The sequence below is a fragment of the Amycolatopsis sp. CA-230715 genome (assembly GCF_018736145.1).
In the GTDB taxonomy this organism is placed as follows: domain Bacteria; phylum Actinomycetota; class Actinomycetes; order Mycobacteriales; family Pseudonocardiaceae; genus Amycolatopsis.
The window spans coordinates 6,649,228-6,671,888 of the sequence record NZ_CP059997.1 but is presented as its reverse complement, the minus strand read 5'-3'; the positions used below and the strand labels follow the sequence as shown (position 1 = coordinate 6,671,888).

Sequence of the window (22,661 nt, the reverse complement as noted above, 5' to 3'; positions counted from 1 at the left end):
ACGACTCAAGCTTCGAAGCGGTAGCCCATGCCCGGCTCGGTGAGCAGGTGCCGTGGCCGGGACGGCTCCCGTTCGAGCTTGCGGCGTAGCTGCGCCAGGTACACCCGCAGGTAGTGCGACTCGGTCTCGTAGCTGGGTCCCCACACGTCGTGCAGCAGCTGCTTCTGCGCCACGAGGCGGCCTCGGTTGCGCACCAGCAGTTCCAGTACGCCCCATTCGGTTTTCGTCAGGTGCACCTCGGTGCCGTCGCGGCGGACCTTCTTCGCGGCGAGGTCGATCGTGAACGCCTCGGTCTCCACCACCGCGTCGGCGTCGCCCGGTTTCGCCGTCGCCGAGCGCCGCACCGCCGCGCGCAGGCGCGCGAGCAGTTCGTCCATCCCGAACGGTTTGGTCACGTAGTCGTCCGCGCCCGCGTCGAGCGCCTTGACCTTGTCCGAGGAGTCCCCGCGCGCCGACAGCACGATGATCGGCACCGGGGTCCAGCCGCGCAGGCCCTCGATCACCTCGTTGCCGTCCATGTCCGGCAGCCCGAGGTCGAGCACCACGACATCCGGTTTCGTCTCGGCGACAGCGCGCAGTGCGGCCGCGCCGTCGTGCGCGGTGATCACGCGGTATCCGCGCGCGGAGAGGTTGATCCGCAGCGCGCGCACGATCTGCGGCTCGTCGTCGACAACGAGAACGGTGCTGCTGTCTACCGGGCTCATCGAATCGGCTCCACACTGTTGTTGCTGTGCTGAACGGGAAGGGAGATCACCACGGTCAGCCCGCCGCCAGGGGTGTCCTCCGCCCGGATCGAGCCGCCCATCGCCTCGGTGAACCCCTTGGCAACGGACAGCCCCAACCCGACGCCCGGTGTCGCGTCGCGGTCGCCGAGGCGCTGGAACGGGGCGAAAGCCGACTCTGCCATACCTTTCTTCAACCCGCGCCCGTGATCGGCGATCCGCAGCTCGACGTGATCGGCGTGCACGCTGCCGCGCACCGACACCGGTTCGTCGCTCTTGCCGTGCCGCAGCGCGTTGTCCACCACGTTGGCGATCACCCGTTCGAGGAGGCCGGGATCGGCGAGCACCGCGGGCAGCCGCTCGTCGACGCAGATCGCCACCGCCTTCGAACCATCCACAGTGGACAGAGCGTGGTAGAGCACCTCGTCGTAGCCGACGGGGCGCAGGTGCGGGCGGACCGCACCGGTCGCCAGCCGTGACGAGTCGAGCAGGTTGTCCACCAGCCCGGCGAGCCGGTCCGCCGACTCCTCGATGGTGGCGAGCAGTTCGTCCGTGTCCTCCTGCGAGAACTCCAGATCGGGCGCGCGCAGGCTGCCGATGGCGGCCTTGATCGAAGTCAGCGGCGTGCGCAGGTCGTGGCCCACCGCGGACAGCAGCGCCGTCCGCAGCTCGGTCGCCTCCGCCTTCCGTTCGGCCAACGCGGTCTTCGACGCCATCCGCTGCTGCCGCAACGCGAGCAGCGCCTGCCCCGCCGCGGCTTCGAGCACTCTGCGGTCCGCGGCGGGCAGCGCGCGGCCCCGCAGGGTCAGGTGCACGTCCGAGGTCACCGCGATGTCCACATCGGCCTCGTCGGGGTCACCGCACGGATCGGTGCCGACCTTGGCCACGCGCTTCCACGCGCCGCCGCGCTTTTCCAGCAGTGCCACCGAACTGAGCGCGAAGTTCTCCTGCACCTTTTCCAGCAGGCGCTCCAGCGGAGCAGAATGCGTGAGCACGGTCCTCGCGTAGGAAGCGAGCAGCGCGGCCTCGGTGCGCGCCCGCGCGGCCTGCGCCGCCCGGCGGGCCGCCCTGTCCACAACCAGTGCCACGAGCACCCCGACGAGCACCATCGCGATCAGCGTGACCACGTTGCGCTGTGCGTCCACGGTGAGCGTGAAATACGGCTCGGTGAAGAAGAAGTTCAGCAGCAGCGCGGAAAACACCGAAGCCAGCAGCGCGGGCCCCAGCCCGCCGACGAGCGCGACGACCACGGTGGCGAGGAAGTAGTCCACCACGTTCGTGGAGAAGTCGAGCGACTGTCGCAACAGGACACCGATGAAGGTGGCCAGCGCGGGCACCAGCACCGCGAGGGACCAGCCGACGACCCGCCGCGACGGCGTGAGCGGGCTCGCGCTCAGCTTGGCCCGCAACCGGCCTCCCGCCCGCGAGTGCGTGACGATGTGGACGTCGATCGGTCCCGAGTCCCGCACCACGGCCGCGCCGATCCCCTCGTCGAACAACCGGGCCAGCCTGGTCCGGCTGGATGTGCCGATCACCAGCTGCGTCGCGTTGACCCCGCGCGCGAAGTCGAGCAGCGCGCTCGGCACGTCGTCGCCGACGACCGTGTGAAAAGTCGCGCCGACCTCTTCGGCGAGCTTCCGGTACTTGCCGAGCGCGGCGGGCCCGAGCCCGGTCAGCCCGTCCCCGCGCAGCACGTGCACGACCTGCAGCTCGGCACCCGCCCTCGTCGCGATCCTGCTGCCGCGCCGGATCAGCGTCTCGCTTTCGCGCCCGCCGGTGATCGAGACGACGACCCGTTCGCGCGCTTCCCAGGTGTCGGTGATCTGCTGCTCCGCCCGGTACCGCTGAAGCGCGACGTCCACCTGGTCGGCCACCCACAGCAGCGCCAGCTCGCGCAGCGCGGTGAGGTTGCCGGGGCGGAAGTAGTTGCCGAGCGCCGCGTCGATCCGCTCCGCGCTGTAGATGTTGCCGTGCGCGAGGCGCCTGCGCAGCGCCTCCGGCGTGATGTCGACGAGTTCGAGCTGTTCGGCGCGGCGCACCACCTCGTCCGGGACGGTTTCCTGCTGTGCCACCCCGGTGATGCGCTCGACCACGTCGTTGAGGCTCTGCAGGTGCTGCACGTTGACCGTGGACAGCACGTCGATCCCGGCGACCAGCAGCTCTTCGACGTCCTGCCAGCGCTTCTCGTTGCGGGAGCCCGGCACGTTGGTGTGCGCCAGCTCGTCCACGACGGCCACTTCGGGCGCCCGCGCGAGCACCGCGTCGACGTCGAGCTCCTCGAACTCGTGGCCGCGGTGCGACGCGTGGCGGCGCGGCAGCACCTCCAGCCCGTCGAGCAGTTCGGCGGTCTTCTTCCGCCCGTGCGTCTCGACGAGCGCCGCGACCACGTCGGTACCGCGGTCGAGCCGCCGCCGCGCCTCGCCCAGCATCGCGTAGGTCTTGCCGACCCCGGGCGCGGCGCCGAGGTAGATCCTCAGCTCTCCTCGGCGCCGCTGCGGCGAGGTGGTGCCCTCGTCCTCGCCGGTTTCCTCGCTCACGTCCACCCGATCAGTCTGCTCCCTGAACGCGCACTCGTCGCTGTGTACGTCGTCACCGTGCGTGTTGCACGGCGAGGTTCAGTTCCAGCACGTTCACCCCGGGCACGCCGATGCCCGCCGAGTGCGTGTTCGCGTCGATGAGCTGCCGGATCTTCTCGATCGGCACCCCGGTGTTGGCGGCGACGCGGGGCGCCTGCAGCGCGGCGTAGGCCCCGCTGATCGACGGGTCGAGCCCCGAGGCCGACGCGGTGACGGCGTCCGTCGGCACCGACTCCGCTGCCACGCCTTCGCGCTTGGCGATCAGGTCACGGCGCTCGACGATCGTCTTGACGAGGTCCTCGTTCGTCGCGCCCTTGTTCGAACCGCCCGAAGTGGACGGATCGCCGGGGCCGAGTGCGTCCTTCGAACCAGCGGAAGGCCGGTTGTGGAACCAGGGGTCGTGCGCGGGGTCCTGCGCCACCGGGTCGACCCCGATCAGCGACGACCCGACGGCGGCCCCGTCCCGCTCGACGACCGAGCCCTCGGCGTTCGCCTGCAGACCGGGCACGCGCGAAACCAGCCATACCCCGAGGGGGTACAGAACCCCGAGCAGCACGGTCAGCACGACCAGGACCCGCAGCCCCGCCATGCTCTGCTTCAGCAACACCTTCATGTGGATCAACCCATTCCGGGAATGAGACGGACGAGCAGGTCGACGAGCCAGATCCCGAGGAACGGGGTGACGATGCCGCCGAGCCCGTAGATGAGCAGGTTCCGCCGCAGCAGCGCCGAAGCCGACGACGGGCGGTACCGGACGCCGCGCAGCGCGAGCGGGATCAGCGCCACGATGATCAGCGCGTTGAAGATCACCGCGGACAGGATCGCCGACTGCGGCGTCGCGAGGTGCATCACGTTCAGGCCGCCGAGCTGCGGGTAGATCGCCGCGAACATGGCTGGCAGGATCGCGAAGTACTTCGCGAGGTCGTTCGCCACGCTGAACGTGGTGAGCGCGCCGCGGGTGATCAGGAGCTGCTTGCCGATCTCGACGATCTCGATCAGCTTCGTCGGGTTGGAGTCGAGGTCGACCATGTTGCCGGCTTCCTTCGCCGCCGACGTGCCGGTGTTCATCGCGACGCCGACGTCGGACTGGGCCAGCGCGGGCGCGTCGTTGGTGCCGTCACCGGTCATCGCGACCAGCCGCCCGCCCTCCTGCTCCTTGCGGATCAGGGCCATCTTGTCCTCGGGCTTGGCCTCGGCGAGGTAGTCGTCGACACCCGCGTCCTCGGCGATCGCCTTGGCGGTCAACGGGTTGTCCCCGGTGATCATGACGGTCTTGATGCCCATCGAGCGCAGTTCGACGAAGCGCTCCTTCATCCCCGGCTTCACCACGTCGGAGAGCCGGATGACGCCGCGCACCGCCGTGCCGTCCGGTCCCGATTCGGCGACCACGAGCGGCGTGCCGCCCTGCCCGCTGATCTCGTCGACGACGCGCTCGGTTTCGGCTGGCACCTCACCATCGCGATCGCGGACCCAGGTCAGCACCGAGGCGGTGGCGCCCTTGCGGACCTCGCGGTCGCCGATGTCGATCCCGCTCATCCTGGTCTGCGCGGTGAACGGGACGAATTCGGCGAGCTTCTCGTCCTCGCTCGCTTCGGCGGGAAGGTCGTTCTCGCGGGCGATCAGCTCGATGATGCTGCGCCCCTCCGGTGTCCCGTCGGCGAGGCTCGACAGCCGCGCGGCGCGCGCCAGTTCGTCCGGTGTGGACTGTCCAACCGGGACGAGCTCGGTGGCTTTCCTGTTGCCGAAGGTGATCGTGCCGGTCTTGTCCAGCAGCAGCGTCGAGACGTCACCGGCCGCTTCGACCGCGCGGCCCGAGGTCGCCAGCACGTTGCGCTGCACCAGCCGGTCCATGCCCGCGATCCCGATCGCGGACAGCAGCGCGCCGATCGTCGTCGGGATCAGGCACACCAGCAACGCGGTCAGCACGATCACCGACTGCTGGCTGCCGGAATACCCCGCCATCGGCTGCAGCGCGACCACCGCGAGCAGGAAGATGATGGTCAGCGTGGCCAGCAGGATGGTCAGCGCGATCTCGTTGGGCGTCTTCTGCCGCGAAGCGCCTTCCACCAACGCGATCATGCGGTCCACAAAGGACTCACCGGGTTTCGTCGTGATCTTCACGACGATCCGGTCCGAGAGCACCGTGGTGCCGCCGGTGACCGCGCACCGGTCGCCGCCGGACTCGCGGATGACCGGCGCGGACTCGCCGGTGATCGCGGACTCGTCGACGGTCGCGATGCCCTCGACGACGTCACCGTCACCGGGGATCACCTGGCCCGCTTCGACCACGACGAGATCGCCGATGCGGAGGTCGACTCCGGGCACGCTCTCCTCGGAGCCGTCCTCGGTGAGCCTGCGCGCGACAGTCTCCTTTTTGGACTTCCGCAGGGTTTCCGCCTGTGCCTTCCCACGTCCTTCCGCGACGGCCTCGGCGAGGTTCGCGAACAGCACGGTGAACCAGAGCCATACCGCGATGAGAATGGTGAACACGCTGGGATCGGTGATCGCGAAAACGGTCACCAGGATGGAACCGACCCACACCACGAACATCACCGGGTTGCCGAGCTGGTGGCGGGGGTTGAGCTTGCGCAGCGCGTCGGGGATCGAGATCAGCAGCTGCCGGGGGTTGAAGATGCCCGCGCCGATGCGACCGGCGTTTTCCACGTGATGCCGGGTCTCTTCGACCGCGTCACGCTGTGGCTTTTCGGTTGTAGTGGTCATGCGAGTGCCTCCGCGATGGGTCCCAGCGCGAGCGCGGGGATGAAGGTGAGGGCGGCGACGAGTACGACGGTGCCGGTGAGCATCGAGCCGAAGAGCGGGCCCGTGGTGGGCAGCGTGCCCGCGGTCTGCGGCACCTTGCGCTGCGACGCGAGCGAGCCCGCGAGGCACAGCACGGCGAGGATCGGCACGTACCGGCCGAGCAGCATCGCCACGCCGAGCGTCGACTCGAACCAGTCGTTGGTCACGGTCAGCCCGCCGAACGCGCTGCCGTTGTTGTTACCGGTGGACGCGTAGGCGTAGAGGACCTCGGACAGGCCGTGCGGGCCGCTGTTGGTCATCGCGGCCGCGGTGTCCGGCATCATCAGCGCGGCGCCGGTACCGAGCAGCACCACCGTCGGCATCGCGAGCATCGCGATCGCGGCGCAGGTGACCTCGCGCTTGCCGAGCTTCTTGCCGAGGTACTCCGGGGTGCGCCCGACCATCAGCCCGGCGAGGAACATCGCGATGATCGCCATCACGAGGATCCCGTAGAGCCCGGTGCCGACCCCGCCAGGGGTGACCTCGCCGAAGAGCATGTTCAGCAACGGCATTCCGCCGCCGAGCCCGCTGAAGCTGTCGTGCCACGAGTTGACCGCGCCGGTGGACGTGCCGGTGGTGATGTTCGCGAAGATCGACGACAGGCTGATGCCGAAGCGCTGTTCCTTGCCCTCGAAGTTGCCGCCCGCGGCGAGCGCGGCGGGGCCACCGGCGTGCGCCTCGGACAGCCAGGTGATCGCCATCGTGGCGACCTGCAGCGCACCCATCACGGCGAGCAGCACGTAACCCTGCTTGCGGTTGCCAACGAGCTTGCCGAACGTGCGCGTGAGCGAAATCGGGATGACCAGGATCAGGAAGATCTCGATCAGGTTCGTCCACGCGTTCGGGTTTTCGAACGGGTGCGCCGAGTTCGCGTTGAAGATGCCGCCGCCGTTGGTGCCGAGTTCCTTGATGACCTCCTGGCTCGCGGCGGGCGCCAGCGCGATCGTGCTGCCGCTGCCGTCGGGGTTGGTCACCGCGACACCGGCCTTGAGGCTCTGCACGACGCCGAGCGAGATCAGCACGATCGCGAACACGAACGCGATCGGCAGCAGCACGCGGATCGTGCCCCTGGTCAGGTCGACCCAGAAGTTGCCGAGCCGGTCGGTCTTCGAGCGGACGAACCCGCGCACCAGCGCGATGGCGACCGCGAGCCCGACGGCGGCGGACAGGAAGTTCTGCACCGTCAGCCCGGCCATCTGGGCGAAGTGACCGAGCGTCGTCTCCGGGGTGTAGGACTGCCAGTTCGTGTTGGTCACGAAGCTGACGGCGGTGTTGAACGCGATACCGGGCGCCACCGCGCCGCGGCCGAGATCGAGCGGCAGCAGGGATTGCAGGCGCTGCAACAGGTACAGCAGCACGATCGACACGAGCGAGAAGCCGAGCACGCCGGCGGCGTAGGTGGTCCACCGCTGCTCGGAGTTCGGGTCGACGCGGAAGAGCTTGTACAGGCCGCGTTCGACCTTCCAGTGCTTTTCACTGGAGAAGACCCGCGCCATGTAGTCGCCCAGCGGCTTGTAAGCCACCCCGAGCGCTACGAGAAGAAGGCCGACCTGCAAGAGGCCGGCCGTGGTGTCACTCATCGGATTCCTTCACGAAACGGGCGCCCCGCCATCAAAACTTCTCCGGGCGGATCAAGGCGATGAACAGGTAGACGATCAGGCCGAGCGCGAGCACACCGCCGACGATGTTCGCGACGGTGCCGACGCCGGTCACAACCTCTCCATGCCGCGCAGCGTCAGCGCGAGCACGACGAAAACGCCGATCAGGAGAACGGCGTAGAGCAAATCGGCCACGGCTTTCCTTCCGAAATGGGCACCTGCCAAGACGGGTCACCCCTTTGGCGACCACAACCTTCCCGACTGTGCGCCGGTCACCCACCGTGCTGGAGGGCGTCTGACGGCTCCTTGACGCGGCGGAGGACGGCCTTTACGGGATCTTGAGGCTCGGTGACCCGGCTCACACGAAGTAACCGAGTTCGGACGGAGCGTGCAATCCGGGCAGACAACGGCGGCGATCTGCGTTACAACAGTGTTACGCATAGTTGTAATTGCTAACTATCTTTCTCGGAGGGCGCCAATGTGCGGCATCACCGGCTGGGTCTCCTACGACTCGGACCTGACGCAGCGCCAGGACACCATCGACGCGATGACCGGCACCATGGCGTGCCGCGGCCCCGACGACTCGGGCACCTGGGTGCGCCCGCACGCCGCACTGGGCCACCGCAGGCTCGCCATCATCGACCTCCCCGGCGGCAAGCAGCCGATGTCCGTGCCGACACCGAACGGCGCCGTTTCGATGGTCTACAGCGGTGAGGCCTACAACTTCTCCGAACTGCGCCACGAACTGGCGGGCAAGGGCCACAAGTTCGAGACCGACAGCGACACCGAGGTCGTGCTGCACGGCTACCTCGAATGGGGCGAGTCCGTCGCCGATCACCTCAACGGCATGTACGCCTTCGCGATCTGGGACGAGCGCGACGAGAAGCTCGTGATGATCCGCGACCGGATGGGCATCAAGCCGTTCTACTACTACCCGACCCGCGACGGCGTGCTGTTCGGCTCCGAGCCGAAGGCGATCCTGGCGAACCCTCTCGCGCGCAAGATCGTCGACGCCGACGGGTTCCGCGAGCTGATCGGCTTCACCAAGACGCCGGGCTGGTCGCTGTGGAAGGACATGTACGAGGTCGGCCCCGGCACCATCGCGGTGGTCGAACGCGGCGGCATCCGCACCCGCACCTACTGGCAGCTCGACGCCAGGCAGCACACCGACGACCAGGAGACCACGGTCGGGCGCGTGCGCGAGCTGATGACCGACATCGTCCGCCGCCAGCTCGTCGCCGACGTGCCGCGTTGCGTGCTGCTCTCCGGCGGCCTGGATTCGAGCGCGGTCACCGGGCTCGCCGCGGCCGCGCTGGCCGAACAGGGCGAGCGGGTCCGCACCTTCTCCGTCGACTTCTTCGGGCAGGAGGAGAACTTCAAGCCCGACGAGGTGCGCGACACCCCGGACTCACCGTTCGTCCGCGACGTCGCCGGGCTCGTCGGCTCCGCGCACCAGGACGTCATGCTCAACCCCGGTGACCTCACCGATCCCGCGGTCCGCCGCGCGGTGATCACCGCCCGCGACATCCCGGCGGGCATGGGCGACATGGACACCTCGCTGTACCTGCTGTTCAAGGCGATCCGCCGCGAGTCGACCGTGGCGCTGTCCGGCGAATCGGCCGACGAGGTGTTCGGCGGGTACCGCTGGTTCCACGACGAGGCGGCGGTCAACGCGGAGACCTTCCCGTGGCTGGCCTTCCAGAACGCGATCACCACCGACCGGCACGCCATGCTCGAACCGGGACTGCGGAAGGTGCTCGACGTCCCCGGGTACGTCGCCGACCAGTACCAGACCGCGGTGGACGCGGTGGACCAGCTCGACGGCGCGAGCCCGCTCGAACAGCGCATGCGGACCATCTGCAACCTGCACCTGACCCGGTTCGTGCGGACCCTGCTCGACCGCAAGGACCGCGCGTCGATGGCCGTCGGCCTCGAGGTCCGCGTCCCGTTCTGCGACCACCGGCTCGTCGAGTACGTCTACAACACGCCGTGGTCGCTGAAAACCTTCGACGGCAGGGAAAAAAGCCTGCTCCGGCACGCCACCAAGCACGTGCTGCCGGACTCGGTGCGCGACCGCGTGAAGAGCCCGTATCCGTCCACACAGGACCCCGGCTACGCGGCCGCGCTGCAACAGCAGGCGAAGGAGGTGCTCGCCGAGCAGGACAACCCGGTCTTCGCGCTGATCGACCGCGCGTGGCTGACCGACGCGGTCGAGGTGGACGCCGCCACCATGCCCGGCACCACGAGGAACGGCATCGACCGCGCACTGGACCTGTACCACTGGATCGACCTGTACTCCCCCGAGCTCCAACTCGACTGAGCACTCGCCCCAGGTTCGCTACGCCCCGAAAGTGGCTTTCGGGGACGTAGATGCCCCGAAGGTCACAGTGATGTCGGGTGCGTGGCGCGGTGATCGGCGGCGGAGGTTCCCCGTTGGTCCCCGAAGGCCACCTTCGGGGACCCTGGCGCCACTGTCTCGGCCCTCGCTCACGTGCGGGCAGGGCTGCGCATGCCCCGAAGGTGGCCTTCGGGGCGCTCAACGCCGCAAATCCACCCCTCGCACGCCCGACCGCCGCGACACGCCTGCCCCGAAAGTGACGTTCGGGGCGCTGGATTCCCTGAAGGTCACTTTCGGGGCACCCGAAGGCTTGCTGTGGGGTCGTGCGGGTGGCGAGCGCGTGGTACGAGGGGCGAGATCGTGACGCTCAGCGCCCCGAGAGGAGCCTTCGGCGGCACCCCGCGGCCCTACTCGACCTCTATAGGAGCGTCTTTCGGGGCATGGGTCAGCGTCAGCGGCAGGTCCAGCGGAGGGCGAAGTTCGCGGCGGCGTCGTGGCCGTTGCCTGCCGCGAACCGGCCGCTGCCGCTGATCCCGACCGGGGTGAAGAACAGCGCGCCGTCAGGGCCGGGCAGCGCGGCCTTGGCGCCGCCGGACCAGATCGTCGGCACGATGTCGACGCCGTGCTCGCCGGTGGACTCGCTGCCCACGATCGCGCCGCGGTCGCTGATCGCGTTGGGGCTGCCGTGCTCGGCGAGCGGGACCGGTGCGCTACGGCCGGTGCTGGCGTCGATCACCACCATGCGCGGGTCGCCGCCCGTGCGGTCGATCCCGACGATCCGCCCGCGCGCGATGTCGTGGAGCACGACCGCGGGCTCGCCCTGCTGGCCGGGGCCGTAGCGGCGCACCTGGCGGCCGTCGGTGCCCCACACGACCTCGGACATGTTCGGCGGGACGTCCCCCGCCTGGCCGATCACGTACCCGCTGTCGTCGAGGTGCACGGCGGTGGTGAAGCCCTCCGCGCTGTCGAGGTACACCACGCTCCGCGGCCGGTCGTGCGGCCACACCACGGCCCGCTGCGTTGTGTCCGATGTGGACAGAACACCGGTGATGTCCCCGGCCCGGTTGACGTCGACCGCGTCGGAGCCGCGGTCCGCCGCGCCGGGCAGCACGGTGACGGCGCCGTCGCGCCACACCGCGGCGCGGCCCTGCCCGTCCTTGCCCGGCGTGCTGCCGACGATCGTCCCGCCTGGCCCGATCGCGGTCGGGTCGAAGTCGCCGAGATCGGTGATCGACCCGTCGGCGCGCCACCAGTACCCGTGCACCCCCGCCTTGCCCGCCGCGATCCCCACCGCGGACCCGTCATCGCCGACCGCGGCCACCGAGGCGCTGGTCGTCCCGGCGGGGTACGGCAGCTTGGCCACCGAACACCTGGTCCCCGACGAAGTCTCCGCGGCGGCGGGCGCGACGGAGGTCACCACCAATCCCGCGACCGCGAGAACGACCGCTCCGACCTTGCGCGACATGGGACTCCCCAGAAGTTCGTTGGTACCGAAGACTTTCAGGCCACGCAGAGGCTACCGGAGGCGGAGTTCGCTCTCCACGGCGTCACCCGCCACCGTCAACTCGGCGCCGGAACCGGTCAGCAAGGAGCGCGCGGCGGCGTTGTCAACGGTGGTGGAAGCGACGAACTTCGCGGCGCCGGATTTCTTCGCCTCGGCGATGAGCAGCGCCGACACCGCGCGCCCGACCCCGGTGCTCTGTACTCGACGTTGAGCCCCCGAACCGCACCCAAAGCGCAAGGCCGCTCGCCTGCCTACCCTCCGAGTGCCGCGAGGTCCGGACCGGAGGTCCGGCCATTGCCAACCCAGCCAGGCACCCGGCGATCCGGTGCGCCCCGCGCGCCGGGAGCGTGCAGTCGGGCGCAGGACCGCCAAGGCCCTCTGAATTTGCGATGGCAGGGCGCACCCCGCAACCGACCGACGCCTCATCACGAGTGCCGCGCCCTGGCAGCGCAAATTCTGCCGCCCGATAGACAACACAGACCCTGATAAGTTCCTGTGAACTCACGGTATCCGGCATTTCTCCGCACTCTGCCACGTTGGACGGGGTGAAGAGGTGAGGACAATGACCACAGCATTCACAGGTGCCGCCTTCGCGGGCGGACAGGGGACCCCGCGCGTGCCGACCCTCCCGAGCGGATGGCCGATCGGGTCGTACGACTCCTACGAGGAGGCGCAGCGCGCGGTCGATCACTTGGCTGGCAACGACTTCCCGGTCACCGACGTGACGATCGTCGGCGTCGAGCCGATGCTCGTGGAGCGGGTCTCGGCGAAGCTGTCGTGGGGCAAGGTGCTCGGCGGCGCGGCCATGTCCGGTGCCTGGTTCGGGTTGTTCGTGGGCCTGCTGCTGAGCATGTTCACCCCCGGTGCCGGGTTGCTGCCCATCGTGATGGGCCTCGGCGCGGGCATCGTGTTCAGCCTCGTCTTCGCCGCGATCGGCTACGGCGCCACGAAAGGCCGCCGCAGCTTCGTCTCGACGAGCCAGCTGGTCGCGAAGCGCTACGACGTGCTGACGCAGCCCCGCAACGCCGAACAGGGCCGCGAGATACTGGCCAGGTTCTCCATGCGGGCGCACGCGCTCGGGTAAAACCCCTTATCAGCAACGAAAAGCAGGGAGCGGCCCCGACACCGCTCCCTGCTTTTTTCGGCTGCCCTCAGCGCGTTGGCGCGGGGCTTGGCTTCGGCTGCTCCGACGGCGCGGGCGGCGGGGCCGGTGTCGCTGGTGGCGGAGCCGGTGTCGAGGACACTGTGGACGGTGGCGTCTTGCTCGTCGGCACCTTCGGCAGCGCCGCCGCGAACGGGGTTTCCGCGTTCTCCTGGCAGTAGGCGCGGTACCCGTAGTAGCCGTTGCGGTTGCCGCGGTCGTCCGTCGTGCCCTGGTCGATCCGGGGACGCGGGTACACATTGTCGTTGCCCCGCGCGGCTTTACCGCCCGAAGACGGCTCACACGCATAGCGCGGCAGTGAAAGCGGCCTGCCGTTCTCGTCGAAAAGGTAGACGTCGCGCAGCGGCTTTCCCTGCGCGTCGAAAGCGTAGATGTTCTCGACCGTTTCCGTGCCGTAGGACAGCGCGGGCTTCCCGTCCGGTGTCTGGTTCGAGTTGTACGAAGTCGAACTGTAGCCGTAACCGGAGCCGCTGAAGCTCCACGAATCCACCAGGTGCGCGCTCGTGCCGAACACCGCGCCCGCCGCGAGCGCCGACACCGGCAGGCTGTACCAGAGCCAGCGCCGATCCTTCGCGAGCATCGGCGACACGACGATCGCCACCACCCCGAGCACGACCAGCGCGAGCAGTATCAGCACCGCGAACGTCGAGCGGCGCACCAGCACCACCCCGAGCACACCGAGGATGACGGTGCACACGAGCCACCACGCGGGCTGCAGCGAACGCACGTACGCCATCGCCTTGCGCTGGGGCTCGGTCCTGTCCTCCGAGCGCAAATATCCCAGCACGGCGCGGACTTCCGGCAGTTCCTTGACCGGGCCGAGCCCGTGCTTCACCACGTGCACCGCGCCGAAGACGAGGAAAATACCGGGCACCACCAGGAAACCCAGCAGGCCGCTGCGCCGCGACACCCCCACGCCGAAGCCGAGCACCGCGATGAACAGCGCGGAACCCGCCAAGCTCCACAACGCGATCCTCGGCACGAGGCGCGGATTGCCGAACAGCTTCTTCCCGTCCGCCTTTGGCGGCGACGCCGGTGCCGCCGGGTAGTCGCCAGCGGCCCTGATCTCGGCGGCGTAGCTCTCCGGTGAGCCGAGCCGTTCGATCATGCTGTCGACGCGGGCGTCTTCGCCCAGTTCCCCGGCGATCTCCTGCAGATGCGGCCGGACGTCTTCGAGGATCTCCTCGATCTCCGCGTCCGGCAGGTCGGCCAGTGCGGTGCGGACCCTGGCCAGGTAGTCACGCACGGCGGTCGGCGTGGTCATGATGCCTCTCCCAACAGGTTGTCCATCGTCTTCGCGAACGTCCGCCACGTGTTCCCCGACTCCGCGAGACGCCGACGCCCCAGTTCGTTCATGCTGTAGTACTTGCGGTGCGGCCCTTCTTCGCTCGGCACCACGTACGACGTGAGCAGGCCCCCTTTGTAGAGCCGCCGCAAAGTGCCGTACACGGACGCGTCGCCCACCTCGTCGAGGCCCGCCTGTCTGAGCCTTCGCAACACGTCGTAGCCGTATCCGTCGTCCTCGCGGAGCACCGCGAGGACGGCGAGATCGAGCACGCCCTTGAGCAGTTGACTGATCTCCACGGTGCCTCCTGGTTGAACACGATGGACAGTACCACGCAATGCGCAGTAGTGCGGACAGCACTGGGCTCTGAGGCAGAACCGGTGTTGTCCTCAGTGGACCGTTCAGCGGCGGCGCGGCCTCGGCTGGCAGCGCGGGCAGGAGTACGACGAACGGTTCATGAACGGCTCGCGGACGATCGCGGTGCCGCAGCGGCGGCACGGCTCGTCACCCCGCCCGTACGCGTCGAGCGAGCGCTCGAAGTAGCCGGACTGGCCGTTTATGTTGACGTACAAGGCATCGAAGGAGGTTCCGCCCGCGGCGAGTGCCTCCGACATCACGTCGGTCGCCGCCGCGAGCACGCTCTTCCCTTGCGCCGCCGTGAGTTTTTCGGTCGGCCGCGACCAGTGCAGTTTGGACCGCCACAGCGCTTCGTCGGCGTAGATGTTACCGACGCCGGAAACCAGCGTCTGGTCGAGCAGCGCCCGTTTGACCTCGGTGCGGCGCGCCCGCAGCGCGCGGACCGCGGCCGCCGGGTCGAACAGCGGGTCCATCGGGTCGCGCGCGATGTGCGCGATCGTGCCGGGGACGCGGGAGCCGTCTGCGGAGACCAGGTCGTCGAGCGCGAGCCCGCCGAACGTCCGCTGGTCGACGAACCGGAGTTCGGGCCCGTCGTCGTCGAAGCGCACGCGGACACGGAGGTGCTTCTCGTCCGGCGCGCCGCCGGGCTGCACCCGCATCTGGCCGCTCATACCGAGATGCGCGAGCGCGGCCTCACCGCTGGACAGCTCCAGCCACAGGTACTTGCCACGACGGCTCGCGGCCACGATCTCGACCCCGGCCAGCCTGCCGGTGAAATCGGCGGCGCCGAGCACGTGCCGCCGGATCGCCCTCGGGTGCAGGACCTCGACCTCGCTGATCACGCGACCGGCGACGTGCTCTTCGAGCCCGGCTCGAACGACCTCGACCTCGGGAAGCTCCGGCATGCCGCGCTAAGGGGTTTCCTGGTCGGCGGCCGGTTTCGCGGCCTCGATCTCCTTGGTCAGGAAGCGCCATGCCGTCTCCGCGGCCTTCTGCTCCGCTTCCTTCTTCGTGGTGCCGTCGCCGTGACCGAGATCGCGCCCGCCGACCAGCACGGTGGCGCTGAACTCCTTGCGGTGGTCCGGCCCGGTGTCCTCGACGCGGTACTCCGGGACGCCGAGCCCGGAGGACGCGGTGAGTTCCTGCAGGCTCGTCTTCCAGTCCAGCCCGGCACCGCGCAGCGGAGCCTCGGCCAGCAGGCCGTCGAAGAGCCGGTGCACCAGCGTGCGGCCGCCTTCGATGCCGTGCGCGAGGTAGACCGCGCCGATGACGGCTTCGAGCCCGTCGGCGAGGATGCTCGCCTTGTCCCTGCCGCCGGTGAGCTCCTCGCCCTTGCCGAGCAGCAGGTGCGCGCCGAGCCCGCCCTCACCGAGGTCGCGGGCCACCCCGGCGAGCGCGTGCATGTTCACCACGCTGGCCCTGAGCTTCGCGAGCTGACCTTCGGGGAGGTCGGGGTGCTCGTTGTACAGGTGATCGGTGACCACCAGGCTGAGCACGGCGTCACCGAGGAACTCGAGGCGCTCGTTCGGCGGCAGGCCGCCGTTCTCGTACGCGTACGAGCGATGTGTCAGCGCGAGCCGAAGCAGCTCGGCGTCCATCTCGACGCCGAGCGCTTCGAGCAGGGTAGCCGGGTCGGCCGTGGGCCCCGTTGTCGACTTACCCCCCATTATCGTCTCGCGCCTCAGGCGGGCTCGACGACCTGACGGCCGTCGTACTGTCCGCAGTTGGGGCAGGCGACGTGCTGCGGCTTCGGCTGCTTGCAGGCGCGGTTCGAGCAGGGCACCAGCTGCACCGGAGCCGCCTTCCACTGCGAACGGCGGGCGCGCGTGTTGGATCGCGACATCTTCCGCTTCGGGACAGCCACGGCTGGTTCTCCTCATCGACTAACTGCCCGCTGGCGCGAGCGCGTACAAACTTGCTGGGTCAGGCTTGGTTCTCGGGACCGTTCGGCTGATCGCCGTCAAAACGTTCGACCAGCGCGGCCCACCGAGGGTCTATCGTCTCATGCCCGTGTCCGGGCTCGAGATCGGCCCACTTCACGCCGCACTCGGAGCACAGCCCCTCGCAGTCTTCGCGGCACAGCGGCACCAGCGGCAGCGCCAGCACCACCGCGTCGCGGACCAGCGGGCGGAGGTCGATCTTGTCCTCGACGAGGCGGCTGACCTCGTCCTCGTCCGTGGTCTCGTCGGTGGTCGAGTCCGGGTAGGCGAACAGTTCGGTCAGCTCGACCTCGACCTCGTCCGAGATGGGGTCGAGGCAGCGCGAACACTCGCCGACGAGCGGCGCCGCCGCGGTCCCGCTCACGAGCACGCCCTCGACCACCGATTCGAGCAGCAGGTCGACCTTCACCGCCGCGCCCTTGGGCACGGTGATGACGTCGGGCACGCCGAGCGGCTCGTCGACCGTCACGGTCCGCTGGACCGCGCGGCTGAGCCCGGCGCGGCGGCCGAGTTCGCGGGTGTCGAGCACCCAGGGATCGCGCGCGTCGAGATGCGCGGCGGGCTTTTCTTCAGGCATTTTCGGGCTGCACCTGCGAATAGTGGTGGCTGAATCGGGGCGCGACTCCGCGCGCAACCTCACCAGCCTACGCGTCCCCTACGCCTGGTAGTCGTACAGGGTGGTGCGGCCACCGCTCATCGGGCTCGGGGCCCGCAGGTGGTTGCGGCCGGAGTCGACGGTGCGCAGCGTGGTGGCCAGCAGCTCGGAGAACTCCGCGAGCTTGCCGTCGACGTAGGCGTCGCAGTCAGCGCGCTGGCGGTCCGCCTCGGCGTGCGCCTCGTCCACGATCCTGGCCGACTCCGCGTGCGCGGCCTGCACGACCTCGGTCTGCGCGACCAGGCGCGCCTGCTCGTTGCGGCCGTCCTCGATCGCCCTGTCGTACGCGTCGCGCCCGGCCTGGATCATGCGCTCGGACTCGGCGCGCGAGCGCTCGGTGAGGTTCTGGTATTCGGCCTGCCCGCCGGCGACCATGCGCTCGGCCTCGTCGTGGGCGTCGGCCATCATCTGGTCGGCGCGGGCCTGCGCGTCGGCGAGGATGCGCTCGGCCTCGGCCTGCGCGTCGGAAATGGTCCGCTCGGCCTGCGCGTTCGCCCCGCTGACCGTGTTGTCCGCCTCGCTGCGCGCCTTGCCGATCAGGTCGTCGCGCTTGTCGAGCACGTCCTGCGCGTCGTCCACTTCGCCCGGCAGCGCGTCCCGCACGTCGTCGAGCAGTTCCAGCATGTCGCCGCGCGGGACCACACAGCTCGACGTCATCGGAACGCCGCGAGCCTCTTCCACGATCGTGACGAGCTCGTCGAGAGCCTCGAACACCCGGTACACGGCAACTCCCTAGCTGGCCTGTTCCCCGAATTTGGCTACCGCCCAGTTTGCCCGTTCAGCAGCCCGAAACGGTGAACGAGGGCTCAGCCGGGCGTGTCCTGCGCACGCCCGGCCCGCCGTACCCGGGGCACCCGGTCAGCCGCCGAGGTCGACCAGCTTGAACGTCGCGTAGTGGTCGGGGGTGTAGAAGATCTCGCCACCCTTGCCGGAGATCACGCGGTCCTGGTCACCCGCGTTGTAGAGGTGGTAGTAGCCGGCGTCGCACTTCGGGAGCACGCCTTCGCGGTTTTCGTAGACCGTGCCCGCCGCGCCGCTCTTCGCCTTCTCGACCGCGGCCTTGGCCTCCGCCGACAGCGTCGACAGCTTCACCTTGGCCACGCCGGAGGTGTCACCGCACTTCGGCGTCGGGGTGGGGTTGCCGCCGTCGGTCGTGATGATCGAGAAGGTCTTGTAGTGGTCGCCGGTGTAGAAGAACTCGCCCGCGCTGCCGGTGACGATGCGGCGCGCGCCGCGGTCGGGGCTGCCGGGGGTCGGCACCGTGTACTCGTGGTAGTAGTCGCTCGCGCAGGAGGGCAGGATGCCTTCCTTGTTCGTGAAGACCGAGCCGTCCTTGCCAGGGTAGGGGAACGGGCCGCCCTTCTTGATCAGGTCGTAGGTCTGGCCCGCCTCGGCGGGCAGCGTCGACAGCGGGGTCTTCTTGTAGCTGGACGTGTCGCCGCAGCCCGGCGCGGCGATGGCCACGGCTCCGGTCGCGGGAGCGCTCGCCGATGCGGTCGTGGCGATGCCGATACCACTCAACAGGGTGACGACGAACGCAAGCAGTACACCGACTACGCGGGATCGTTGGTTAGTCATTTTCGGACCGTAACCCGATCAAGTGATCGTCGGGAGACCGTCGCGTGAACTCTCGAGCGACCGGCGGAAATCCCTACTTATGGCCGCGTCCGTTCGGGTCAACAGAACTGCGGGCTGCGGGCGCCGTGTTCCCCGAAGGCCACCCTCGGGGCGCCTAGCGTCGCGATCTCGGCCCTCGCAGCTTCGCGGGCGCGGCGGGCGATGCCCCGAAGGTGACATTCGGGGCGCTCAATTCCCCGAAGGTCACCTTCGGGGCGCCCGAGAGGCCTGCCGCAGGCCGCGCGGAGCGGCCCGCGAGCCGCGAGGAGTTGTTGCGAGGGGGGAGTTTGCGGCGTTGAGGACCCCGAGGGTGACCTTCGGGGACGGGGGCGCCGGGGGCGGCAGGCTGCCCGCGATGACTGCCTGCCGCGAGGGCCGAGATCGTGACGCTAGAGGCCCCGAAGGTGGCCTTGGGGGCGTTACGCGGCGAGGCGAGCAGGAAGCGCGTGAGGGTCACCCCAGTGCGGGGAGCTTTTCCTTCAGGCGCTCCAGCACGAGCTGCGGGACCAGGTTGGTGACGTCGCCGCCGTAGGTGGCGACCTCCTTCACCAGCGAGCTGGACAGGAAGCCGTACACCGGGTTGTTCGGCATGAGCAGCGTTTCCACGCCGGACAGCTCGCGGTTCATCTGCGCCATCTGCAGTTCGTAGTCGAAGTCGCTCACCGAGCGCAGGCCCTTCGCGATGGCCGCGATGCCGTTGGCCCGGCAGTAGTCGACGAGCAGGCCCTGCCAGGAATCGACGCGGACGTTGGGCAGCGAAGCGGTGGTGTCCCGCAGCAGCTCCATCCGTTCCTCGATCGAGAACAGGCCCTTCTTGCTCTTGTTGATCATGACCGTCACGACCACCTCGTCGAAGAGCCGCGAAGCCCGCTCGATGATGTCGAGATGTCCGTTGGTCGCCGGGTCGTAGGAGCCGGGACAGACCGCACGCCGCATGCGCGGACGCTACCAAGCCGCGTGCACGGCCACACGATCAAGATAGGTCGGTCACATGCTCCGCGCGGAAGATCCCGGTGTCCCCGTACTTCTTCGTCCGCAGCGGCCGGTACGGCTCCGGCCAGTCGGGGTCGCCGTCCCGCATCGCGCGCTCCACGATCACGAGCGCGTTCTCGGCGACCCACCCACCCGACGACAACGACGCGAGCACCGAACCGAGCGCCGCCGCGTCGACGGCGTACGGCGGATCGGCGAGCACCAGGTCGAAAGCCACCGGCGCCGGTTCGGCCACGACCGATTCCACCCGTCCGTGCCGCACCGTCCCGCCGAGACCGACACCGCCGACGTTGGCGCGGAGCAGTTCGGCCGCCCCCCGGTCCGCCTCGACGAAGTAGGCCTCCGCCGCGCCGCGCGAAAGGGCCTCCAGCCCGAGCGCGCCGGAACCCGCGTACAGGTCGAGCACCTTCGCGCCGTCCAGCTCCCCCGCGGTCTCCAGCGACCCGAACAACGCCTCGCGCACCCGTTCGGACGTCGGCCGCGTCCCCTTCGGCGGCACCTTCAGCCGACGCCCGCCCGCAACCCCCGCGACGATCCTGGTCATGGAGTGAATTGTCTCTCCCGCGACCGCACCCGTACCCGCGCACCCGCCCCGACGCCCGCCTACCTCCCGAGTGCCGCGAGGTCCGCGCCGAAGGCGCGGCCATTGCCAGGCCAACCATCCACCGCGAGCCGGTGCGCGCAGCGCGCCGGGGAGCGTTCAAGTCGCGCGCGGAGCCGCTAGGCTCCCTGAATTCGCGATGGCGGGGGCGCCCCGCCACTTCACAGTGACTCACCTCAAGTATCGCGCCCCCGGCAGCGCGAATTCTGACGCGCGATAGAGGGTAGAGTCGTTCTTCCCCTTCGGGTTTTAGAGCTGCTAGGAGCACAGAGTTGTCGGAACCTCGGGTCAGGCGGGCCGAGATCGCTGTCGAACAGCACCACGTCGATCGCGTCTACACCCGGCTCGCGGAGCTCCGCACGCAGGCGGAGGCCATGCGGGCGAAGGGCTACGAGATCGGCCACGGTGCCCAGCGCGAAGCCGTTTTCGAGCAGGCGTCGATGTTGTTCGAACGCGACATGATGGTGTTCCACGCGAACCAGACGCTCCAGACGCTCGACGCCGAATACGAGGGGCTCGTGTTCGGTAGGCTCGACCACGTCGACGCCGAGACCGTCTACGTGGGACGCCTCGGGATCAGGGACGCCGAGTTCGACAACCTGGTCACCGACTGGCGCGCACCGGCCGCGGCCGCTTTCTACCAGGCCACCGCCGAGGAGCCGATGAACGTGGTGCGCCGCCGCGTGATCCGCTGCTCGGGGCAGAACGTGCTCGATGTGGACGACGACGTGCTCATCGCGGACGCGGTGCCCGACGGCATGCCGATCGTCGGCGAGGGCGCGCTGATGGCCGCGCTCGGCCGGTCGCGCGGCGAGAAGATGCGCGACATCGTCGCCACCATCCAGCGCGAGCAGGACGAGGTGATCAGGGCGCCGTGGCGCGGGGTCACCGAGATCACCGGCGGGCCCGGCACCGGGAAGACCGCCGTCGCGCTGCACCGCGCCGCGTACCTGCTCTACCGCCACCGGCGTCAGCTCGGCGGCGCCGGAGTGCTTGTCGTCGGGCCGTCCGGGGTGTTCACGAGCTACATCTCCCGCGTGCTGCCGTCGATGGGTGAGACCAATGTGGAGCTTCGCGCGCTCGGCGAACTGCTCGACGGCGCCGACGGGAGCCACCAGGACCCGGCGCCGCTGGCCGCGATCAAGGGGTCGCTGCGGATGCGGAAGGTGCTCCTGCGCGCGCTGCGGGACACCCCGCCCGACGTTCCCGGCGAGATGCGCATCGTCTACAAGGGCGAGGTGCTCAAGCTGTCCGCGAAGGAGCTGGAGAAGGTCCGACGCAAGGTGCACACGCACGGCGGGCCGCCGAACCGGTCGCGGGTCCGCGCGGCGGAGACCCTGCTCGACGCGCTCGCCGACAAGGCGGAGGAGTACGCGACCGCGGACGGCAAGACGATCGACCGGGCCGAGCTGATCACCGATCTCGGCGAGCGGATCGACTTCCACCGGTTCCTCGTGGTGTGGTGGCCGATCCTGTACCCGGGCGAGGTGCTGCGCTGGCTCGCCGACGAGAAGCGGCTCGCGCGTGCCGGGAAGCAACTGCTGAACCGCGACGAGATCAGCATGCTGGCGGCGTCCATGGCGGACCGTTCGCACGGCTGGTCGGTGGCGGACGTGGCGCTGCTCGACGAACTGCGGGTGCTGGCTGGCCCGCCGCCGAAGCGCAGGCACCGCCCGGTGGACCTGGAGGCGGAGCCGACGCCGCGCGGGAGCACCGGCACCGGGCCGCAGCGCCCCGAGCACTACGACGAGTACTCGCACATCGTGGTGGACGAGTCGCAGGACCTCTCGCCGATGCAGTGGCGGATGGTCGGCAGGCGCGGGAAGTACGCGAGCTGGACCGTGGTCGGCGACCCGGTGCAGAGCTCGTGGCCGGACCCCGCCGAGGCCGCGCAGGCGCGGGACCAGGCGTTCGGCGCGCGGACCGCGCGGCGGCGCTACACGCTGCGCACGAACTACCGGAACTCGGCGGAGATCTTCGACCTCGCGGCGAAGGTCGTGGTGGGGCAGGCCGGTGCGGACGAGCTGCCGAAGGCGGTGCGGACGACGGGGCTGACCCCGGAGGTGCGGTCCGTGGACGTCGCGGCGCTGGAGCACGAAACGCAGGCCGCGGCGAAGGAACTGCTCGCCGCGGTCGAGGGCACCGTCGGCGTGATCACCGCGATGGACCGGGTCGACGAGGTGTCCGGCTGGCTTTCCGGGCACGCCGACGAGCGGCTCAAGGTCGTCGGCAGCCTGGATTCCAAGGGCCTCGAGTACGACGCGGTGGTTCTGGTGGAGCCGATGGACCTCGTCACGGAATCGACGACGGGGCGGCGTGTGCTCTACGTCGCATTGACACGGGCGACGCAGCAGTTGACCGTGCTGGCCTCCGACCCGGACTGGCTGCCGTCGGCGCGGTGACCGCGAGCCCGACCGCACGGGGTGACCGCATCGGGACCCCGTGCAGCGAGTAACCGATTTCCCGGCCACATTTCCTTTATCGGGCCGTAATTGATCGTATCTTTGAGTTAGT

Annotated in this window: 21 protein-coding genes; 3 read left to right on the top strand and 18 right to left on the bottom strand. The window is 69.5% G+C overall.

Translation table 11 applies throughout. The features are described 5' to 3' along the window. Window positions 1–5 precede the first annotated feature (5 nt). The 6 genes from HUW46_RS31785 to kdpF are packed head-to-tail and all read right to left on the bottom strand — an operon-like array spanning window position 6 to window position 7,810. The gene (locus tag HUW46_RS31785; RefSeq protein WP_215542451.1) at window positions 6–704 is read right to left on the bottom strand and encodes a response regulator; all 699 of its coding nucleotides are present in this window, start codon (window positions 702–704) and stop codon (window positions 6–8) included. Continuing rightward, window positions 701–3,265 (bottom strand): sensor histidine kinase, encoded by a 2,565-nt coding sequence (locus HUW46_RS31780; RefSeq protein ID WP_254125083.1) that lies wholly within the window; start codon window positions 3,263–3,265, stop codon window positions 701–703. Before HUW46_RS31780 ends, HUW46_RS31785 begins: the two co-directional genes overlap by 4 nt. Before the next feature lie 46 nt (window positions 3,266–3,311). Next, window positions 3,312–3,911, bottom strand: coding sequence for a potassium-transporting ATPase subunit C (locus HUW46_RS31775; RefSeq protein WP_215542450.1), 600 nt, complete (start codon window positions 3,909–3,911; stop codon window positions 3,312–3,314). A gap of 5 nt (window positions 3,912–3,916) precedes the next feature. Next, on the bottom strand, window positions 3,917–6,019 hold the full coding sequence (gene kdpB, locus HUW46_RS31770) for a potassium-transporting ATPase subunit KdpB (protein ID WP_215542449.1): 2,103 nt from the start codon (window positions 6,017–6,019) through the stop codon (window positions 3,917–3,919). Beyond that, window positions 6,016–7,677 carry a potassium-transporting ATPase subunit KdpA gene (gene kdpA, locus HUW46_RS31765; RefSeq protein WP_215542448.1) on the bottom strand — a complete coding sequence of 554 codons (1,662 nt, stop codon included), beginning with the start codon at window positions 7,675–7,677 and terminating at the stop codon, window positions 6,016–6,018. The genes kdpB and kdpA overlap by 4 nt, the downstream gene beginning before the upstream one ends. A 31-nt stretch (window positions 7,678–7,708) precedes the next feature. Then, window positions 7,709–7,810, bottom strand: coding sequence for a K(+)-transporting ATPase subunit F (kdpF, locus tag HUW46_RS31760; protein WP_215542447.1), 102 nt, complete (start codon window positions 7,808–7,810; stop codon window positions 7,709–7,711). Window positions 7,811–8,173: 363 nt separating this feature from the next. On the opposite strand from kdpF, the gene asnB reads away from it, so the two are divergent. Further along, complete coding sequence (asnB, locus tag HUW46_RS31755; protein WP_215542446.1) at window positions 8,174–10,015, top strand: asparagine synthase (glutamine-hydrolyzing); 1,842 nt, start codon at window positions 8,174–8,176, stop codon at window positions 10,013–10,015. A 469-nt stretch (window positions 10,016–10,484) separates the two neighbouring features. Here the strand turns inward: asnB and HUW46_RS31750 are convergent, their stop codons facing one another. After that, window positions 10,485–11,498 carry a hypothetical protein gene (locus tag HUW46_RS31750; RefSeq protein ID WP_215542445.1) on the bottom strand — a complete coding sequence of 338 codons (1,014 nt, stop codon included), beginning with the start codon at window positions 11,496–11,498 and terminating at the stop codon, window positions 10,485–10,487. A 51-nt stretch (window positions 11,499–11,549) separates the two neighbouring features. Then, on the bottom strand, window positions 11,550–11,711 hold the full coding sequence (locus HUW46_RS31745) for a hypothetical protein (RefSeq protein ID WP_215542444.1): 162 nt from the start codon (window positions 11,709–11,711) through the stop codon (window positions 11,550–11,552). A gap of 388 nt (window positions 11,712–12,099) precedes the next feature. On the opposite strand from HUW46_RS31745, the gene HUW46_RS31740 reads away from it, so the two are divergent. Then, window positions 12,100–12,621, top strand: a complete 522-nt coding sequence (locus tag HUW46_RS31740; protein WP_215542443.1) for a general stress protein — start codon at window positions 12,100–12,102, stop codon at window positions 12,619–12,621. Window positions 12,622–12,688: 67 nt separating this feature from the next. Here HUW46_RS31740 and HUW46_RS31735 read toward each other — a convergent pair whose 3' ends face one another. From HUW46_RS31735 to rsmD, 10 genes are all read right to left on the bottom strand, one after another. Then, a complete protein-coding gene (locus HUW46_RS31735; RefSeq protein ID WP_215542442.1) occupies window positions 12,689–13,963 on the bottom strand; it encodes a DUF1700 domain-containing protein in 1,275 nt (424 codons plus the stop codon). Beyond that, window positions 13,960–14,283 carry a PadR family transcriptional regulator gene (locus HUW46_RS31730; protein ID WP_215542441.1) on the bottom strand — a complete coding sequence of 108 codons (324 nt, stop codon included), beginning with the start codon at window positions 14,281–14,283 and terminating at the stop codon, window positions 13,960–13,962. The genes HUW46_RS31735 and HUW46_RS31730 overlap by 4 nt, the downstream gene beginning before the upstream one ends. Before the next feature lie 102 nt (window positions 14,284–14,385). Next, entirely contained in the window at window positions 14,386–15,246 is an 861-nt protein-coding gene (gene mutM / locus HUW46_RS31725; RefSeq protein WP_215542440.1) for a bifunctional DNA-formamidopyrimidine glycosylase/DNA-(apurinic or apyrimidinic site) lyase, read from the bottom strand. A gap of 6 nt (window positions 15,247–15,252) precedes the next feature. Next, window positions 15,253–16,008: a ribonuclease III gene (gene rnc / locus HUW46_RS31720; RefSeq protein WP_215542439.1), complete on the bottom strand. Its 756-nt coding sequence runs from the start codon at window positions 16,006–16,008 to the stop codon at window positions 15,253–15,255. Between the two features lie 14 nt (window positions 16,009–16,022). Beyond that, complete coding sequence (gene rpmF / locus HUW46_RS31715; RefSeq protein WP_215542438.1) at window positions 16,023–16,205, bottom strand: 50S ribosomal protein L32; 183 nt, start codon at window positions 16,203–16,205, stop codon at window positions 16,023–16,025. A 59-nt stretch (window positions 16,206–16,264) separates the two neighbouring features. Beyond that, window positions 16,265–16,858: a YceD family protein gene (locus tag HUW46_RS31710; protein WP_215542437.1), complete on the bottom strand. Its 594-nt coding sequence runs from the start codon at window positions 16,856–16,858 to the stop codon at window positions 16,265–16,267. A 78-nt stretch (window positions 16,859–16,936) separates the two neighbouring features. Then, window positions 16,937–17,659 (bottom strand): DivIVA domain-containing protein, encoded by a 723-nt coding sequence (locus tag HUW46_RS31705; protein ID WP_215542436.1) that lies wholly within the window; start codon window positions 17,657–17,659, stop codon window positions 16,937–16,939. A 135-nt stretch (window positions 17,660–17,794) separates the two neighbouring features. Beyond that, window positions 17,795–18,514 carry a ribonuclease domain-containing protein gene (locus HUW46_RS31700; protein WP_215542435.1) on the bottom strand — a complete coding sequence of 240 codons (720 nt, stop codon included), beginning with the start codon at window positions 18,512–18,514 and terminating at the stop codon, window positions 17,795–17,797. Window positions 18,515–19,006: 492 nt separating this feature from the next. Further along, window positions 19,007–19,489 (bottom strand): pantetheine-phosphate adenylyltransferase, encoded by a 483-nt coding sequence (gene coaD / locus HUW46_RS31695; protein WP_215542434.1) that lies wholly within the window; start codon window positions 19,487–19,489, stop codon window positions 19,007–19,009. 37 nt (window positions 19,490–19,526) lie between these two features. Further along, window positions 19,527–20,090 (bottom strand): 16S rRNA (guanine(966)-N(2))-methyltransferase RsmD, encoded by a 564-nt coding sequence (rsmD, locus tag HUW46_RS31690; protein ID WP_215542433.1) that lies wholly within the window; start codon window positions 20,088–20,090, stop codon window positions 19,527–19,529. Window positions 20,091–20,419: 329 nt separating this feature from the next. On the opposite strand from rsmD, the gene HUW46_RS31685 reads away from it, so the two are divergent. Further along, window positions 20,420–22,549: a HelD family protein gene (locus tag HUW46_RS31685; protein ID WP_215542432.1), complete on the top strand. Its 2,130-nt coding sequence runs from the start codon at window positions 20,420–20,422 to the stop codon at window positions 22,547–22,549. Window positions 22,550–22,661: the final 112 nt, after the last annotated feature.

Excerpts from the sequence above, each read along its gene's own strand:
- HUW46_RS31785 (WP_215542451.1), bottom strand. The coding sequence starts at position 704 with ATGAGCCCGGTAGACAGCAGCACCGTTCTCGTTGTCGACGACGAGCCG.
- HUW46_RS31775 (WP_215542450.1), bottom strand. The coding sequence starts at position 3,911 with ATGAAGGTGTTGCTGAAGCAGAGCATGGCGGGGCTGCGGGTCCTGGTC.
- kdpB (WP_215542449.1), bottom strand. The coding sequence starts at position 6,019 with ATGACCACTACAACCGAAAAGCCACAGCGTGACGCGGTCGAAGAGACC.
- kdpA (WP_215542448.1), bottom strand. The coding sequence starts at position 7,677 with ATGAGTGACACCACGGCCGGCCTCTTGCAGGTCGGCCTTCTTCTCGTA.
- asnB (WP_215542446.1), top strand. The coding sequence starts at position 8,174 with ATGTGCGGCATCACCGGCTGGGTCTCCTACGACTCGGACCTGACGCAG.
- HUW46_RS31750 (WP_215542445.1), bottom strand. The coding sequence starts at position 11,498 with ATGTCGCGCAAGGTCGGAGCGGTCGTTCTCGCGGTCGCGGGATTGGTG.
- HUW46_RS31740 (WP_215542443.1), top strand. The coding sequence starts at position 12,100 with ATGACCACAGCATTCACAGGTGCCGCCTTCGCGGGCGGACAGGGGACC.
- HUW46_RS31735 (WP_215542442.1), bottom strand. The coding sequence starts at position 13,963 with ATGACCACGCCGACCGCCGTGCGTGACTACCTGGCCAGGGTCCGCACC.
- mutM (WP_215542440.1), bottom strand. The coding sequence starts at position 15,246 with ATGCCGGAGCTTCCCGAGGTCGAGGTCGTTCGAGCCGGGCTCGAAGAG.
- rnc (WP_215542439.1), bottom strand. The coding sequence starts at position 16,008 with ATGGGGGGTAAGTCGACAACGGGGCCCACGGCCGACCCGGCTACCCTG.
- HUW46_RS31710 (WP_215542437.1), bottom strand. The coding sequence starts at position 16,858 with ATGCCTGAAGAAAAGCCCGCCGCGCATCTCGACGCGCGCGATCCCTGG.
- HUW46_RS31700 (WP_215542435.1), bottom strand. The coding sequence starts at position 18,514 with ATGACTAACCAACGATCCCGCGTAGTCGGTGTACTGCTTGCGTTCGTC.
- coaD (WP_215542434.1), bottom strand. The coding sequence starts at position 19,489 with ATGCGGCGTGCGGTCTGTCCCGGCTCCTACGACCCGGCGACCAACGGA.
- rsmD (WP_215542433.1), bottom strand. The coding sequence starts at position 20,090 with ATGACCAGGATCGTCGCGGGGGTTGCGGGCGGGCGTCGGCTGAAGGTG.